Source organism: Leclercia sp. Colony189 (genome assembly GCF_009740165.1).
Taxonomy (GTDB): Bacteria; Pseudomonadota; Gammaproteobacteria; order Enterobacterales; family Enterobacteriaceae; genus Enterobacter.
Genome location: NZ_CP046557.1, coordinates 2,488,740 through 2,503,996, shown reverse-complemented (window position 1 = coordinate 2,503,996; position 15,257 = coordinate 2,488,740). Strand labels below are relative to the sequence as shown.

Annotated in this window: 15 protein-coding genes; 7 read left to right on the top strand and 8 right to left on the bottom strand. The window is 58.0% G+C overall.

The annotated features are described in order from the left end of the window. Positions 1–30 precede the first annotated feature (30 nt). Positions 31–1,683, bottom strand: a complete 1,653-nt coding sequence (locus GNG29_RS11905) for an MFS transporter (protein WP_409201126.1) — start codon at positions 1,681–1,683, stop codon at positions 31–33. A gap of 152 nt (positions 1,684–1,835) precedes the next feature. Beyond that, the gene (locus GNG29_RS11900; protein WP_103179779.1) at positions 1,836–3,158 is read right to left on the bottom strand and encodes an MFS transporter; all 1,323 of its coding nucleotides are present in this window, start codon (positions 3,156–3,158) and stop codon (positions 1,836–1,838) included. 390 nt (positions 3,159–3,548) lie between these two features. Between GNG29_RS11900 and GNG29_RS11895 the strand changes: the two genes are divergently transcribed. Next, positions 3,549–4,352, top strand: a complete 804-nt coding sequence (locus GNG29_RS11895; protein WP_156654599.1) for a YdcF family protein — start codon at positions 3,549–3,551, stop codon at positions 4,350–4,352. Positions 4,353–4,551: 199 nt separating this feature from the next. After that, complete coding sequence (aldA, locus tag GNG29_RS11890; protein WP_156654598.1) at positions 4,552–5,991, top strand: aldehyde dehydrogenase; 1,440 nt, start codon at positions 4,552–4,554, stop codon at positions 5,989–5,991. A 134-nt stretch (positions 5,992–6,125) separates the two neighbouring features. Here the strand turns inward: aldA and GNG29_RS11885 are convergent, their stop codons facing one another. Together GNG29_RS11885 and gap are read right to left on the bottom strand one after the other, a co-directional pair. Beyond that, positions 6,126–7,052, bottom strand: a complete 927-nt coding sequence (locus GNG29_RS11885) for an alpha/beta hydrolase (RefSeq protein ID WP_156654597.1) — start codon at positions 7,050–7,052, stop codon at positions 6,126–6,128. A gap of 103 nt (positions 7,053–7,155) precedes the next feature. Further along, positions 7,156–8,157, bottom strand: coding sequence for a type I glyceraldehyde-3-phosphate dehydrogenase (gene gap / locus GNG29_RS11880; protein WP_103179775.1), 1,002 nt, complete (start codon positions 8,155–8,157; stop codon positions 7,156–7,158). A gap of 184 nt (positions 8,158–8,341) precedes the next feature. Here gap and cybB point away from each other — a divergent pair, with 184 nt between their 5' ends. Both cybB and GNG29_RS11870 read left to right on the top strand, forming a co-directional pair. Then, a complete protein-coding gene (cybB, locus tag GNG29_RS11875; RefSeq protein WP_103179774.1) occupies positions 8,342–8,869 on the top strand; it encodes a cytochrome b561 in 528 nt (175 codons plus the stop codon). A 9-nt stretch (positions 8,870–8,878) separates the two neighbouring features. Beyond that, a complete protein-coding gene (locus GNG29_RS11870) occupies positions 8,879–10,147 on the top strand; it encodes an MFS transporter (protein WP_231736490.1) in 1,269 nt (422 codons plus the stop codon). 77 nt (positions 10,148–10,224) lie between these two features. Here GNG29_RS11870 and GNG29_RS11865 read toward each other — a convergent pair whose 3' ends face one another. Both GNG29_RS11865 and GNG29_RS11860 read right to left on the bottom strand, forming a co-directional pair. Next, positions 10,225–10,443 carry a hypothetical protein gene (locus GNG29_RS11865; RefSeq protein WP_103179773.1) on the bottom strand — a complete coding sequence of 73 codons (219 nt, stop codon included), beginning with the start codon at positions 10,441–10,443 and terminating at the stop codon, positions 10,225–10,227. Between the two features lie 121 nt (positions 10,444–10,564). Next, positions 10,565–10,747, bottom strand: a complete 183-nt coding sequence (locus GNG29_RS11860) for a general stress protein (protein ID WP_103179772.1) — start codon at positions 10,745–10,747, stop codon at positions 10,565–10,567. A 566-nt stretch (positions 10,748–11,313) separates the two neighbouring features. Between GNG29_RS11860 and GNG29_RS11855 the strand changes: the two genes are divergently transcribed. Further along, positions 11,314–12,198, top strand: coding sequence for a dihydrodipicolinate synthase family protein (locus GNG29_RS11855; RefSeq protein WP_156654596.1), 885 nt, complete (start codon positions 11,314–11,316; stop codon positions 12,196–12,198). A 280-nt stretch (positions 12,199–12,478) separates the two neighbouring features. Beyond that, entirely contained in the window at positions 12,479–12,898 is a 420-nt protein-coding gene (locus GNG29_RS11850; RefSeq protein ID WP_103179769.1) for a translesion error-prone DNA polymerase V autoproteolytic subunit, read from the top strand. Positions 12,899–12,915: 17 nt separating this feature from the next. On the opposite strand, the gene GNG29_RS11845 is transcribed toward GNG29_RS11850, so the two are convergent. After that, positions 12,916–13,833, bottom strand: a complete 918-nt coding sequence (locus GNG29_RS11845) for a LysR family transcriptional regulator (protein ID WP_197431803.1) — start codon at positions 13,831–13,833, stop codon at positions 12,916–12,918. Between the two features lie 117 nt (positions 13,834–13,950). On the opposite strand from GNG29_RS11845, the gene GNG29_RS11840 reads away from it, so the two are divergent. Further along, positions 13,951–14,442: a GNAT family N-acetyltransferase gene (locus GNG29_RS11840; RefSeq protein WP_156654594.1), complete on the top strand. Its 492-nt coding sequence runs from the start codon at positions 13,951–13,953 to the stop codon at positions 14,440–14,442. A gap of 79 nt (positions 14,443–14,521) precedes the next feature. Here GNG29_RS11840 and bdcA read toward each other — a convergent pair whose 3' ends face one another. Continuing rightward, the gene (gene bdcA / locus GNG29_RS11835) at positions 14,522–15,235 is read right to left on the bottom strand and encodes an SDR family oxidoreductase (protein ID WP_156654593.1); all 714 of its coding nucleotides are present in this window, start codon (positions 15,233–15,235) and stop codon (positions 14,522–14,524) included. Positions 15,236–15,257: the final 22 nt, after the last annotated feature.

The window sequence follows — 15,257 nt, the reverse complement described above, 5'->3', positions numbered from 1 at the left end:
AACGCACAATCATCATTATTGTATAAACCATTATTTACTGCCGGTGGCCTTTCTCAGCGCCAGACGGGCCGTGATACGAAGCCGCAGCAAACGCCACAGGATCCACACCAGCGTGGCGCTGGCAATGCCAGCCGTCAGAAGATAAGTATCGTTGTAAGCGAGAATATTTGCCTGCAGCGTGCTGGCGTTCTGTAGTTGCAACGCCGACTGGGTGCTCAGTAGGGCGCTGTCGCCAATCAGGCTCCGGTACATCTGGCTGTAGATCTGCAGGCGCTCGTTCACCAGCGGATTAAGGCTGGTGAGCTGTTCCGCCAGCAGGCTGGAGTGGTACTTCTCACGCCAGGTCTGGAAGGTGCCGAGAATGGCGGAACCCAACAGCCCGCCGATGTTCTGGCTCATGCCGAACAGCACCGAAAAACTGACCAGGTTGCGCGGATCGGCAATCACCCCGCCAATCCCGGCCAGCATCGCCGGGGCCAGGAAGAATGCACTGCCGAAGCCAAGCAGGAACTGGCTCAGCATTAGCTGATCCGGGCGGGTGAGGCTGCTGGACTGGCTGTCGAGCAGCGAGGCGATAATCATCAGCACCAGCGAGGTGACAATCGGCCAGGCGAGCTTTGTCGGTTTGATGGTCAGGCAGCTTGCGGCGATGCCGCAGAGGATGCCGGCAAAAATCGCCCAGGCCAGGTGGGTCATCTGCTCGTTCTGCAACCCGACATACTGCAACCAGCCAATCACCCCGGTATTCTGCTCCGCCAGCACGATGCGGATCAGCAGCATAATCAGCCCCAGGCGCAGAATGCTGCCGCTGGAGAGCCAGCGGGTATTCAGCAGTGGGTTGCTGCGGTTATGTTCGAAGACCACCGCCGAGACAATCAGCACCAGCGAACCTGCCAGCGCCCAGCCGATCCACGGCGTTTCAAACCACCACTCCAGCCGCCCAAGGGAGAGCACCGCGCAGAGCAGCGCCATCCCCGGAGCCAGCAGGATAAAGGTGATGAAATCTTTCTTCTCGAACACCTTGCGCCGGTCGCCAGGGGGGAGCTTGAGGGCGATGACGCAGCCCAGCGAGATCAGCGCCAGACCCAGCTCAAAGAGATAGAGCCCGCGCCACTCGTCCAGCTGCAGCAGCTCGGTGGAAAAGAGCCGCGCAATGGGGATCGCCAGCGAGGAACCGGTGATACCAATGGTCAGGGCCTTCAGGCGGTGTTTCGCCGGCCAGGCCTGGATCTGATAGTAGATCCCAAGCGAGCTGAGCGCCGCGGCCACCATGCCGTGGGCGGCGCGCACCATCAGGGCCGAGCTGAGATCGTTGACGAAGAGGTGAAAGAAGGTCACCAGCACATAGAGCACCAGGAACCCTTCGGTAAAGGCGCGCAGGCCGAACTGCTGGCGAAACTTCACCAGCAGCAGGTTTATCGACACGTTAGTCATCACGTACACCGCGGGCAGCCAGGCGATCTCGGTGGACCAGGCGGCAAAGGTGCCCTGCAGATTTTGCAGGTTGGCCGAAACCATGGCATTGCCCAGCGCGCCGGTAAGGCATACCAGCAGTCCCACCACACCGTAGGCTACCCGTTTGGGCGTGCTGTGGATCGGGGTGGAGGGGGAGCCTAACAGCATTGGCTTTTCGTGAGGCTGCCACTCGCGAGGAGCATAAGGGTCGCGTTGGGGCAGTCGCATAGCGTTTATTACCTGTCGCATTGATGATAGTTAGTGGGCTAATGATTCTACGTCTGACGCAAAGTCTGTTTCAAGTGAATATGATAATAGCGGGTTAATCAAATGTGAGCGGTAAGTATGACAGCGGCCAGCAAGTGCTGGCCGCCTGGGGATCAGAGTTCGTGGGTTTGTGCGTTGATGACCGGGGCGCGTTTAACCCGGCTGGCACAGAAGATCGCAATCAGGGAGATGGTCACTGTGACCGCCAGATACCAGGCCACCGGCACCCAGTCGCCGTTATATTTCGCCAGCAGGCCGGTGGCAATCAGCGGCGCGGTGCCGCCCGCCAGGGCTGCGCCCAGCTGATAGCCGAGGGTGATGCCGGTGTAGCGCACGTTGGCGGTGAAAATTTCTGAACAGAGGGTGCCGAGTACCGCGGTGACCGGCGCCCACAGCACGCCGAAAGCGATGACGGTAGCCAGCACGATGCCCCACGTGGTGCCGGTGTTGAGCAGCATAAACCACGGCACGATAAACAGGCCGAGGACAAAGACGCTGACGGCATACATTCGCTGGCGACCAACCTTATCCGACAGCAATCCCATCAGCGGGATCATGATGGTGGCGACCAGCGCCCCGAGGGTCACGGCCTCCAGTGCCTGCGATTTTTGATAGCTGAGCGTGGTAGTGGCGTAGCTGACCACAAAGGTGGAGAAGATGTAGAAGGGCGCGGTCTCAACCACTTTTAGCCCGGCGGCGATCAGCACTTCGCGCCAGTGGTATTTCAGCGTATCGCGCAGCGGAGCTTTGGCCACCTTGCCGGAGGATTTCACCTTTTTAAACTCCGGCGTTTCGTCGATATCCTTACGGATCCACAGGCCGAGCAGCACCAGCACCGAACTCAGCAGGAACGGAATACGCCAGCCCCAGGAGAGGAAATCCTCTTCGCTGAACAGCGTCATCAGCGAGACGATAAAGGTCGCCATCAGCATGCCGATGGTCACCCCCGCCTGTGGAATACTGCCGAAGAAACCTTTACGCTTCTCCGGCGCGTACTCATAAGCCAGCAGCAGAGCACCGCCCCATTCGCCGCCAATTCCCATTCCCTGAATAATGCGCATCAGGATCAGCAGGGCCGGGGCCCAGAGGCCAATCTGCTCATAGGTAGGTAACAGCCCAATCATCACGGTTGCACCCCCCATCAACGATAGGGTTAACACCAGCGTTTTTTTGCGCCCGATACGATCCCCGATGTGGGCGAATATCACCCCCCCGATGGGGCGGATAAAGAAAGTTAACGAGAACGAGAGATAGGACAAAATCAGGCCGATGACCGGGTCGACCATCGGGAAGAAGATCTTGTTGAACACCAGCGCCGCGGCTGTGCCGTAAAGAAAATAGTCAAACCATTCAATGGCGCTGCCGGTGAGGCTGGCGACCAGCACCTTTTTATTTTTGCGTAAAACTGCGGTACTGCTTTCGTGTTGTTGTGTCATACCGTGATCCCGCCCAGTGGATGATGAAGCGGGTGACACCCGGCGCGCTTCGGGTGCAACCCAGAAAGGAAAAAAGGTTGTCGAATTGTTAAGCAACTTAGGGAGAGCTGTTACTTTTGGCAAGCAGGACGAGGTGAAAACTGGTCAGATCACGCTGAAATAAGCAGCAATCACTGCTTTTAATGGCGATATTTCTGGCGCTTAATTTTTTTAATGGCCTAAGTTACAGCATATAATGCAGGTGCAACCGCCTGATTTTTGGACGTTTCTGGTTATTTCAGTTTAATGACTATTCTTATAAGGTAACTGCCGATTTCGCTTTCAGAGGGATCCTCTGTTAACCGACGGCCCGCGCGTTACCCTGAACTTACTTGCTGGAAGGAGGTAACGATGAGTCTCACAATCTTCCCGTCTCTGCCGGATAAAACCCTGTCTGCGGTCAATACAGTCGGCGCCTGGCTCGCTGAAGACAATCTGCCTTACAATCCGCCCGCGCTACAGCCGGATCTGGTGGTGCTGGCCGGTAATGCGGTGATCCCCTCCATCGACGCAGCCTGCCGTCTGGCATCGGAGCTTGCCGTGCCGCTGCTGATCAGCGGCGGGATAGGCCATTCCACCACCTTCTTATACGCCGCCATCGCGCAGCATCCGCGTTATAACAAGGTGCGCACCACCGGCAAAGCCGAGGCCACCATTCTGGCGGAGATCGCCCGGGAGTTCTGGCATATTCCGCCGGAGCGGTTGCTGGTTGAAGATCAATCCACCAACTGCGGTGAAAATGCCCGCTTCAGCGCCGCGACGATCCTCCATCATCAGCTAAGGGTGACGCGCGGGATTGTGGTGCAGGACCCGACCATGCAGCGGCGGACCATGGCGACCTTTGCCCGCGTCTGGCGCGATAAGCCAGATGCCCCGTCGTGGACCAGCCATCCCGGCATTGTGCCGCAGCTGCAAAACAGTGATGAGGGCCTGGTGTTCCGCGGCGGCGGCGAGGGGCTGTGGCCCGTCGAGCGCTATCTGTCGCTGGTGCTGGGCGAGCTCCCGCGCCTGCGGGATGACATCAATGGCTACGGTCCGCTTGGCCGCGATTTTATCGTGCATGTGGATATTCCTGCCGAGGTAGAGGCCGCCTGGCAGATCCTGCGTCATGATGCGGTGCTCACCGAAGCGCTGGCCAGCCGCGCGCTGCTGTAACGCGTTGCCCGTTTGCGATGAGTTTGACGCAAACGGGCAACTCTCTGTTGCCGGAATGTAATGTTTTCCTCCTGCTGACCCGTTTCTTTTATGAGATATCTCACAAAAACAGCGCGATACGCTGGGATTGAGGATCGGGAACTGTAGTTTTTAACAATAATTTTACTTGTTAAAAACAGTGTAATTACAGGAGCGAGTCATGACAGTACCCGTACAACATCCTATGTATATCGATGGACAGTTTGTAGCCTGGCAGGGTGATGCCTGGATTGATGTCATCAATCCGGCCACCGAAGAGGTCATTTCCCGTATTCCCGACGGCAGTGCCGAAGATGCCCGCAAGGCGATTGACGCAGCCGAACGCGCCCAGGAGGCCTGGGAGGCGCTGCCTGCCATCCAGCGCGCAGGCTGGCTGCGTAAAATCGCGGCAGGCATTCGCGAGCGCGCCAGTGAGATTAGCGCCCTGATTGTTGCTGAAGGCGGTAAGATCCAGCAGCTCGCGGAGGTTGAGGTCTCCTTCACCGCCGACTATCTCGACTACATGGCGGAATGGGCCCGCCGCTACGAGGGCGAAATTATCCAGAGCGATCGTCCGGGCGAAAACATCCTGCTGTTCAAACGCGCCCTGGGGGTTACCACCGGCATCCTGCCGTGGAACTTCCCCTTCTTCCTGATTGCCCGCAAGCTGGCGCCTGCGCTGCTGACCGGCAACACCATCGTGATTAAGCCGAGCGAATTCACTCCAAATAACGCCATCGCCTTTGCCAAAATCGTCGACGAGATCGGCCTGCCGAAAGGGGTCTTTAACCTGGTGCTGGGACGCGGGGAAACCGTGGGCCAGGAGCTGGCGGGCAACCCGAAAGTGGCGATGGTCAGCATGACCGGCAGCGTGGCCGCAGGTGAGAAAATCATGGCCGCCGCCGCGAAGAACATCACCAAAGTATGCCTGGAGCTGGGCGGTAAAGCCCCGGCTATCGTGATGGACGACGCAGATCTTGAGCTGGCGGTGAAGGCGATTGTCGACTCGCGGGTGATCAACACCGGACAGGTCTGTAACTGCGCCGAGCGCGTCTATGTGCAGAAGGGCATCTACGACCGCTTTGCAAACCGTCTGGGCGAGGCGATGAAAGCGGTGCAGTTTGGCAACCCGGCCGAGCGTAACGACATCGCCATGGGCCCGCTGATCAACGCCGCGGCGCTGGCGCGTGTTGAGCAGAAGGTGGCGCTGGCGGTAGAGCAGGGGGCGAAAGTGGTGCTGGGCGGCAAAGCGGTGGAAGGGAAGGGCTACTTCTATCCGCCAACGCTGCTGCTGGACGTGCGTCAGGAGATGAGCATCATGCACGAAGAGACCTTCGGACCGGTGCTGCCAGTGGTGGTATTTGACACCCTGGAGGAGGCGCTGAAGATGGCCAACGACAGCGATTATGGTCTGACATCCTCGATTTATACCCGGGATCTGAACGTGGCGATGAAGGCCATTAAAGGGCTGAAGTTCGGTGAAACCTACATCAACCGCGAGAACTTTGAAGCGATGCAGGGCTTCCACGCGGGATGGCGTAAATCGGGGATCGGTGGAGCGGATGGCAAACACGGTCTGCACGAGTATTTGCAGACCCAGGTGGTCTATTTGCAGTCGTGATAGAGACGCCGGGTGGCGCGAGGCTTGCCGGGTGGCGGCTTCGCCTTACCCGGCCTACGTGTCCGATGCCGTTTGCCGGTTTTGTAGGCCGGGTAAGCGCAGCGCCACCCGGCATCCAGACTGCACCCTTCCGCTTACACCTTCGTCGCAATCCAGTTCATCATCAGCTCCGGCCAGAGGGCCACCGGCAGCCCCTGGGCATCGCGGATGCCGAATCCATGTTTCCCGCGCTCGAACAGATGCATCTCAACCGGCACCCCAACGCGGCGCAGGGCGGTAAACATCGCCAGGCTGTTCTCGACCTTCACCGCCGGGTCGTCGGCGGCATGCAGCAGGAAGGTCGGCGGGGCATCGCGGGTGACGCGCGCTTCCAGCGAATAGCGGCGGATCAGCTCTTCGCCAGGGTTGTCACCCATCAGCTCAAGGCGCGAGCCCGGGTGGTAGTGTTCGCCCTGCATGGTGATCACCGGATAGACCAGCGCCATAAAAGCCGGACGGGCGGATAGCGCGTCGGCGGCGTCGAGCGGGGCGTATACCGTTTCGTCATGGCGGGTACCGAGGCTCGCCGCCACGTGACCGCCCGCCGAGAAGCCCAGCACTCCAATCCGCGCCGGATCCAGCTGCCACTCCCCGGCACTGGCGCGGATCACCCGCATGGCGCGCTGGATGTCGGCCAGCGGCGCGTCGGCCCCCTCTTCATGACCATCCCCCGGCATGCGGTAGGTCATCACAAACAGGGTGTAGCCGCGGGCGTTAAAGAAGGAGGCCAGCGCGCTGCCCTCTTTATCCAGCACCACGCGGCGGTATGACCCGCCCGGTGTCACCAGGATACCCACCCCGTTAGGTTTGCTCGGGGTATAGACGGTTATCTCCGGGGCGCGGATGCCGGTGACGGCGCGATCAAAGTGGGAGGTACCGGTGTGGTGGGGTTCCGGGGTAAAGACGGCGTCGCTGGTCTGCGCGCCCGGGGCTTCATTATCGGGCCAGATGGTAAAGGTGGCCGAACGGCTAACAGCGTGGGCCATATTCTGTTCGAGTGTTTCGCGGCTGAGTGCTTCCATGTTAACGCTCCCTCTCTGGAAAGCGTTTGTTATAGCAGGGTTAACGGAATGAAAACCTGAACAGTTTCACAGGTTGCGGGCAGCCTGGCTGTCCGCAGGGTGATTACAGCGCCGCGAACTTATCCAGGGTCCGCACCAGCTGGGTGACAAAACCATATTCGTTGTCGTACCAGGCGACGGTTTTCACCAGCTGGACATCGCCCGCCTCGGTGACCTCGGTCTGGGTGGCATCGAATATCGACCCAAAGTGGCTGCCGATCACATCGGACGAGACAATCTCTTCGTCGGTATAACCGAAGGATTCGTTGCCCTCAGTGGCCTTTTTCAGCGCCTGATGGATCTCATCCACGCTCACTTTTTTATCCAGAATAGAGACCAGCTCGGTGACGGAGCCGGTTTTAACCGGCACGCGCTGGGCGTGGCCTTTCAGCTTGCCGCTCAGGGCGGGGATCACCAGCCCAATGGCCTTCGCCGCGCCGGTGGTGTGCGGAATGATGTTTTCCGCCGCGGCGCGGGAGGCGCGAAGATCCTTGCCGCGCGGCCCATCCACCAGCGCCTGGGTGCCGGTATAGGCGTGGATGGTGGTCATGGTGCCCGCCTTGATGCCAAAGGCGTCGTGCAGCACTTTCGCCAGCGGGGCCAGGCAGTTGGTGGTGCAGGAGGCGACAGAGATAATGGTGTCACTGGCCTCGATGGTGTCGTCGTTAACGTTAAAGACGATGGTTTTCATCTCGCCGGCCGGGGCGGAGATCAGCACTTTTTTGGCGCCCGCGTCCAGATGGGCCTGGGATTTCTCCTGCGAGGTGTAGAACCCGGTGCACTCCACTACCAGATCCACGCCCGCAGATCGCCACGGGATGTTTTTCGCCTCTTTCTCGGCGTAAACCGAAATGGATTTCCCGTCGACGATCAGCGCGTCTTCAGTGAAGTCGACGCTCCAGGGGAAGGGGCCATAGTTAGAGTCATGTTTTAACAGGTAGGCCAGCACTTTTGGCGACGTCAAATCGTTAATCGCCACCACGCTATTACTGTCCTGCGTTTCCAGCAACCGACGGAGAACCAGTCGGCCAATACGACCAAAACCGTTAATGCCAATCTTACTCATGATCTTCTCCTGTGTGATGTACGGGACGTTGAACTCATCCAGGATTAGACCATGAAGCCCAGCGAGGCAATTGAAGATGGCTCATCTGCACGGAAGTTTTTGAAAAGTCGGGGAGAATAAATAATGAATTTTTAACTGAAGCTGGGTTATTTTACGTTTTTTAGCCTTCTGTTCAGGAAAGACTATGCGCAATAAATACACCGGCCTGCAAATCACGATCCACTGGCTGGTTTTTCTGCTGGTGATCGTGGCCTACTGTGCCATGGAGTTTCGCGGCTGGTTCCCCCGCAGCGACCGCCCACTGATCAATATGGTCCACGTTTCATGCGGCATCTCTGTACTGGTGCTGATGGTCGCGCGTCTGCTGGTGCGTCTTAAGTATCCCGCGCCGCCGATTGTGCCTAAGCCAAAACCGATGTATATCGGCTTATCGCATCTGGGGCACCTCGCCATCTATCTGCTGTTTATTGCGCTGCCGCTGATTGGGCTGGTGATGATGTATAACCGGGGCAATACCTGGTTTGCGTTCGGGCTAGGGATGCCGCACGCCGCCGAGTCCAATTTTGATCTCGTGGACACGCTGAAAGCGTGGCACGTCACCCTGGCGAAGCTGGGCTATTTCGTTATCGGGATCCACGCCTTTGCCGCGCTGCTTCACCACTACTACTGGAAAGACAATACCCTCCTGCGCATGATGCCGAAAAAACGCTAAGGGGATCCTGTGTCCCGTAAGCTGCGCAAAGTGCTGTTTGCCACCGGTGTCGGCCATTTTGTTGAATGGTTCGATTTTGGGCTTTACGGCACGCTGGCCGCGTTTATTGGCCTGCACTTTTTCCAGGCTGACGATCCGGCGTTGGCGCTGCTGTCGTCGTTCGCGGTCTTTGGCGCCGGGTTTGTGATGCGTCCGCTGGGCGGGCTGTGGTTTGGCTCCCTCGGGGACCGCATCGGACGCCGGAGGGTGCTGGCGTCGGTGATCATGCTGACCTCGGGCGCCACCTTTCTGATCGGACTGCTGCCCACTTATTCGCAGGTGGGGCTTCTCGCCACGGTGCTGCTGGTGCTGGTGCGTCTGGTTCAGGGATTTGCCGCCGGGGGCGAAAGCGCAGGAGCCACCACCTTTCTGGCGGAATATGCTCCCGCCCGCCGCCGGGGCTACTTTACCAGCTGGATCGATAACTTCGGCTTTCTGGCTTTTGTTGCCGCCTCTGGCCTGGTGCTGCTGCTCACCACGGTGCTGGGAGAGGCGGCAATGAAAGAGTGGGGCTGGCGCATTCCCTTCCTGCTCGCCGGGCCGCTGGGCTGGATTGGCCTCTACCTGCGCACCCATCTTGAAGACTCTCCCGAATTCCTGGCGCTGAAGCAAAGCCATAAAACCGAGGCCGCCCCGCTGCAGGTGGCGGTCACCACCGAGCGGCGCGCGCTGGGCTTCTGCATCGGTTTTGTGGTCATCAAGGCGGTGGGGCACTGGATGCTACAGGCCTTTATTCCCGGCTACCTGACGACGGCGCTGCGCTTTCCGACGCAGCAGGCATACCTTATTACCACGCTCGGGCTGTTAGCTGTGGCGGTGATGGTGCCCTTTATGGGGTATCTGTCGGACAGGTTTGGCCGCAGGCCGCTGATGCTGGCGGGCTGCATGGGGTTTATCCTCCTGAGCTGGCCTGCCATGGGATTGATGGCGCAGGGCGATGTCGTCTCCGCGCTACTGGCGATGCTGTTGCTGGGGATCTGCATTGCCGCCTTTGACGGGGCCTGCTGCGCGGCTATCGCGGAGCTGTTTCCTACCCGGATTCGCTTTGGCGGTATCGCTATCGCCTATAACGTGGCGGTGGCGTTCTTTGGCGGTATCACGCCGTGGTTCTCGGCCTGGCTGGTTCTGAAGAGTGGCAATCCGCTCGCCCCCGCGCTGTTTGTCATGATGGCCGCCCTGATCACCTTCCTGACGGTGTTACGGGCGAAAGAGAGCGCCGGATTGCCGTTGCGTCGCTAGGGGCGGCATAAAAAAGCCCGGCGGGGAAGGCCGGGCAAAAAAATAAACACAACAAATTTGCATCACTTAACAGCTGATTACTTCAGATCGCGGTGCGCCATGGCGTTGACCAGGTACGACTGACGCTGACTGAGCCTCACTTCACGGTCAGCGTCATCACGCTTGATGATATTGAGCGCCGGGCCGCCGCTATCCGGCGAACGCGTACACTCTGCATCCTCCGGAATTATCCAGCCAACATCATCACGGGTGCGATGATTATTGCGTGCGTTACGAACTCTTCGTCTCAAATGCATACTCTAACCTCCGTATAATATATCGGGCTGCGTTTGCATGGTGTGGCAAAATTGCCGCTCGGTACGTCCATGAATATATTGTCTGACATATCGCCGTTAGCGGAAGATATATCGCAGCGGATTACGCTGCGGGTTTGCGTCCGCCACCGCGACTATTTTGTCCGCCTTTTTTTCCCGCTTCGGATGCCCGCTGCGGGTCGTTCTTAAAGTTACCGCCGCTACTCTGTCCGCCTTTACGGCCCGCCTGGGATGCACGCTCCCGGTCTTCTGCGAAATTGCCGGAACCGCCTCGATGATTAGCCATAACTTGTCTCCAGTTTTTCGTTGAGAATACTTTTAAGGAAAATTAACTTCCTCAAATGCGTGCACAAATAAATCTAGACAGAACGGAACAAACGTCAATAAGCCTCCCGATGCGTTTTTTCCTTGCTCATGGCTAACAAATTTTATTTTTTCACCGGCTCCAGGGAATATATCCTCGCTAATAAATAAGTTAGCATTTCTTATATATCTGACGAATAATTTCCGGGTGGTAAAGGGTGTTTGCAGATTCATAAAATAATTCCCTTTCTGAGGGAATTTAAGATAAGTCTTAGCGGCTCTGCTCAGGCTCAATGCCCGCGATGGCCCGTAAATCGGGTGGCTGGCAGGTGATCAGCCGGGCGCTGATTATCGCACTACCTTTCATGGTGGTTGCCGCTCTGCTGACAATGCCTGCATCATTGCATGGGACAGGCTTTTCGGGCTGGGGCTCCCGCCACGCTGCTGCATGAGAGGGTGAGCCCGTTAATGGTATTTATCATCTTTGACGTGATTCTTTATGTCGTGGAATCACGAAAATTTGGCCGCTAATTTTATAAGGGATTCAGGATGTTGACAGGTCTGAGCGCATTTTCTCTCACGCCGTTGGTAAAGGGGGAGATTGATGAAAACGCCTTTGTTGCGCTGATTGAGGCGCTGGCGGCAGCGGGGGTAAATTCCATCGGCGCGCTGGGCTCCACGGGGAGTTACGCCTACTTAACCCGGGAGCAGCGTTTCGCCGCCACAAGGCTGGCGGTGAGTGCCGCCGCGGGCGTGCCGGTGATGACCAGTATCGGCAGCGTCAACGCAGAAGAGATCGTGAGACTGGGAGAGGATGCGCAAAAGGCCGGGGTGAGCGGTCTGCTGCTGGCCCCGCTCTGTTACCAGAAACTGACGGCGGAGGAAGTGTTCCGTCTGTACGAGCGCCTCTGCGGTGAAATTTCCGTTCCGCTCTGTATCTACGACAACCCGGCGACCAGCGGCTTTGAATTTAATGATGAACTGCTGGAGGCGCTGTCGTTTTTACCCAACATGGGTTCCATCAAGCTCGGCGATCTGCCTGCCGATCCGGCTGACGCCTTAGCCCGTGTGGCGAAGCTGAAAAGCCAGGTGGCGGCGGGGGTGACGATTGGCATCAGCGGTGATGCGCAGTCGGCTGCCGGTCTGCTGGCAGGGTGCGACGTCTGGTACTCGGTGCTGGCCGGACTTTTCCCGGATTATTGCCTGCGGTTGACGCAGGCGGCGCTGCAGGGGGATGTGGAGGAGACCCGGCGGCTTAACGGCGCGCTGGAGCCGTTATGGGGATTCTTCCGTCGCTACGGGAGTTTGCGGGTGATCGCGACGATGGCGGAGCTGCGGGGAAGGGCTGCGGCGCCGTGTTTGCCTTTTCCGTTGCAGACGCTGGCGGGGGCGGAGCGGGATGCGTTGCAGGAGGTGGCAGAGCGGGTTTTGTAGGCCCGTGCAAGCGAAGCGCCGCCGGGCAATGCGCGGGCGGCCTGGCGATATCACCGAACTGATGGCAGAGGAGCGGGAGCGTGCCCGCACCCTCTGTATCTTTCATCAGCCTGTTTGAAGACCTCCAGACCAGAAAACATTTACAAAACAAATATTTCTAATTGCAATAATCACTTGTAAGCGAAGCGGTTAAGTAATAAACCGCCGTTGTCGGCCTGCGACTTGATTGCGCCTCGCGCCACGACTACTGTATATAAAAACAGTGTTCGAGGAACGAATCATGGAGTTTTACCAACTTTCAGCGCTGCGCGAGGTGATTGCGCTCCCCCTTTTCAGCGATGTGGTGCAGTGCGGCTTTCCCAGTCCGGCCCAGGACTATGTTGAACAGCGTATCGATTTAAACAAATTACTTATTCAGCACCCCAACTCGACCTACTTTGTGAAAGCGGCCGGGGATTCGATGATTGACGCCGGGATCGGCGACGGCGATCTGCTGATTGTCGACAGCGCCAGAACGGCGCAGCACGGGGATATTGTTATCGCCGCGGTGGAGGGGGAATTTACGGTAAAACGCCTGCAGCTCCGGCCCCGGGTACAGCTTAACCCGATGAACAGCGCTTATTCGCCCATCCTCGTGAGCAGCGAAGAGTCGCTCGATATCTTTGGCGTGGTGACCTATATCGTGAAGTCGGCGGATTAGGCTGCATACACCGGATCTTACCGATCGCATATCGCCAGAATTTGCTCCCTCATCCACACATGTCCGGGTGAGTTACCCAGCGTAGGGCTGTAATAGGCCTTCAGGATGTACTGCGGTGTCGGGAAAGGGGGAGCAAAAACCATCAGGTTTTTCATATCAAAGATCGACGCTATTCCTCTTTTGGGCAGCGTGATCGCCAGATCGGACTGGGAAACAATCAGAGGGGCGATCATCAGACTGGGAAGTTCCACGACGATCAGGCGACGTACCTGCTGGCTTTCCAGATAACGATCGATCATCCCGCGGCTTTCCAGCCACGGGCGCACCACCACATGCCCGGCACTCAGGTAACCTTCCTGCGTCAGCAAATCCTGGATATGCGGATGACCACGGCGCACGGCAACGACATAGTCATCGGTAAAACAGGTCATGGATTCGATGCCGCGTCGGGAGGGCTTTTGCTCCTCTTCGAACCCCAGGGCAAAATCGACCTTACCCGACAGCAGATCGTCATCGGCATTAAAATCCCGCGAATAGACAAGCTTAAGGGTGATGCCTGGCGCCAGCTGATTGACCCGTGCCACCAGCGCGGGCAGGATCACCGCGGCGGTGTAGTCCGTTACGGCAAAGGTGAATGTCTCCCGGCTTTTTTCCGCTTCGAAATCCCCAGACTCGAGCAGGCAGGAAGAGAGGCTGCCTAACGCCCCCGAAATCTTCGCCGCGATGCTTTCCGCTTTGGCCGTGGGCACCATCCGACCGCCGGTACGCACGAACAGCGGATCTGCAAGCGCGACCCGCAGGCGGTTCAGGGCATGGCTCAGCGCCGAAGGGCTAAGCGCTTGCTCATTGGCGGCAGCCGTGACGCTACCGTGCCGGTAGAGTGAATCGAAAACCAGCAGTAGATTCATATCGAGCTTACGTAGGGGTGAATACATATTTTCCCGGAATCCGGTTAAGTGCATATTATGCAGTTTATTATTGCATAACATGCAGCACAAACATGCCGGGAACAAGGTATTCTGTCGCCCACAACATGACGAAGAGGCAAAAATATGACTACCCCGGTATTCCGCCAGGCAACCGCAGCTGACATTGATCGTTGCCATGAGATTGAAAGGATGTCCTATGAAGGGGATGAAGCGGCAACGCGCGAAAAAATTGCAACCCGCATTAATCGCTACCCGGAAGGCTTTCTGTGCATAACGCTGGAGGGCGAAGTCATTGGATTCATTAATGCGGGCTGTGCATGGGACGTGGTGATGTCCGACAAAGCGTTTAAAGAACTGGTGGGCCACGATCCGGATGCCCCAAACGCAGTAATCATGTCCGTGGTGGTACATCCGGATTTTCAGGGACAAGGCTATTCGTCATTGCTGATGCGTGAATTCGTGTCACGCATGAAGGCAATGCATAAAAAGACCATTCACCTGATGTGTAAAGATCGCCATGTCGATCTGTACGCCCATTTTGGCTACCGCTATATCAGGCCGTCGGAGTCCGATCACGGCGGGATGGCATGGCATGAAATGATGATGATGCTTTGATTTATCCTGCGTATTACCGCCGGCAAACATTATTCCGAGCGCTTCGTCAAGCGCCTCGCTGACCCCTCCCTCTGAAGGATTATGCGCCAAAGGCGCCGTCGATGGTGTGCATGGCGCCAGTAATGAATGACGCCTCCGGGCTCGCCAGCCAGGCGACCATGCCCGCCACTTCCTCAGGACGCCCGTGTCGTTTAATTGCCATAAAGCTGTGCATCAGCTCCTTCATGGGGCCATTCTCTGGATTCGCATCGGTATCGATGGGGCCGGGCTGTACGACGTTAACCGTGATCCCGCGTGGGCCAAAGTCACGCGCCAGGCCGCGCGCCAGTCCTTGCAGTGCCGATTTACTGACCGCATACGAGGCCATCCCCGGAATGGGCATACGATCGCCATTCACAGAACCGATGACAATAATGCGTCCGCCGTCCGGCATTTGCCGGGCCGCCTCAACCGCGGCATGGTAAGGCGCGTGAATGTTGATCCGGAAGAGGCGATCGACGGCGTCGCTATCCTGCTCCAGCGCATCGCCAAAGAGCACAATGCCTGAGTTGACGACCAGAACATCCAGCGGCCCGCTGTCACGCACCCGTTTTATCACCGCATCCCGGTCGGCGCTGTCGGTCTGTACCGCCACGCTTCCGGTTTCAGCGGCCAGCTGCGCGGCGGCGTCTGGCGATCCCGCATAGCTGAACACCACCGATGCACCCTCGGAGGCAAAGCGCCTGACGATAGCCGCGCCAATGCCACGACTTCCGCCTAAAACCAGTACCGATCTCTTTTGCAGTGCAGCCATAAAACGTTCCTTATGATATTGT

What these genes read in the sequence shown, in the direction of transcription:
- GNG29_RS11860 (WP_103179772.1), bottom strand. Translation starts at nt 10,747, where the DNA reads ATGGCTAATCATCGAGGCGGTTCCGGCAATTTCGCAGAAGACCGGGAG.
- GNG29_RS11855 (WP_156654596.1), top strand. Translation starts at nt 11,314, where the DNA reads ATGTTGACAGGTCTGAGCGCATTTTCTCTCACGCCGTTGGTAAAGGGG.
- GNG29_RS11840 (WP_156654594.1), top strand. Translation starts at nt 13,951, where the DNA reads ATGACTACCCCGGTATTCCGCCAGGCAACCGCAGCTGACATTGATCGT.
- GNG29_RS11905 (WP_409201126.1), bottom strand. Translation starts at nt 1,683, where the DNA reads ATGCGACTGCCCCAACGCGACCCTTATGCTCCTCGCGAGTGGCAGCCT.
- GNG29_RS11885 (WP_156654597.1), bottom strand. Translation starts at nt 7,052, where the DNA reads ATGGAAGCACTCAGCCGCGAAACACTCGAACAGAATATGGCCCACGCT.
- GNG29_RS11895 (WP_156654599.1), top strand. Translation starts at nt 3,549, where the DNA reads ATGAGTCTCACAATCTTCCCGTCTCTGCCGGATAAAACCCTGTCTGCG.
- GNG29_RS11900 (WP_103179779.1), bottom strand. Translation starts at nt 3,158, where the DNA reads ATGACACAACAACACGAAAGCAGTACCGCAGTTTTACGCAAAAATAAA.
- GNG29_RS11845 (WP_197431803.1), bottom strand. Translation starts at nt 13,833, where the DNA reads ATGTATTCACCCCTACGTAAGCTCGATATGAATCTACTGCTGGTTTTC.
- gap (WP_103179775.1), bottom strand. Translation starts at nt 8,157, where the DNA reads ATGAGTAAGATTGGCATTAACGGTTTTGGTCGTATTGGCCGACTGGTT.
- bdcA (WP_156654593.1), bottom strand. Translation starts at nt 15,235, where the DNA reads ATGGCTGCACTGCAAAAGAGATCGGTACTGGTTTTAGGCGGAAGTCGT.
- GNG29_RS11865 (WP_103179773.1), bottom strand. Translation starts at nt 10,443, where the DNA reads ATGCATTTGAGACGAAGAGTTCGTAACGCACGCAATAATCATCGCACC.
- cybB (WP_103179774.1), top strand. Translation starts at nt 8,342, where the DNA reads ATGCGCAATAAATACACCGGCCTGCAAATCACGATCCACTGGCTGGTT.
- GNG29_RS11850 (WP_103179769.1), top strand. Translation starts at nt 12,479, where the DNA reads ATGGAGTTTTACCAACTTTCAGCGCTGCGCGAGGTGATTGCGCTCCCC.
- aldA (WP_156654598.1), top strand. Translation starts at nt 4,552, where the DNA reads ATGACAGTACCCGTACAACATCCTATGTATATCGATGGACAGTTTGTA.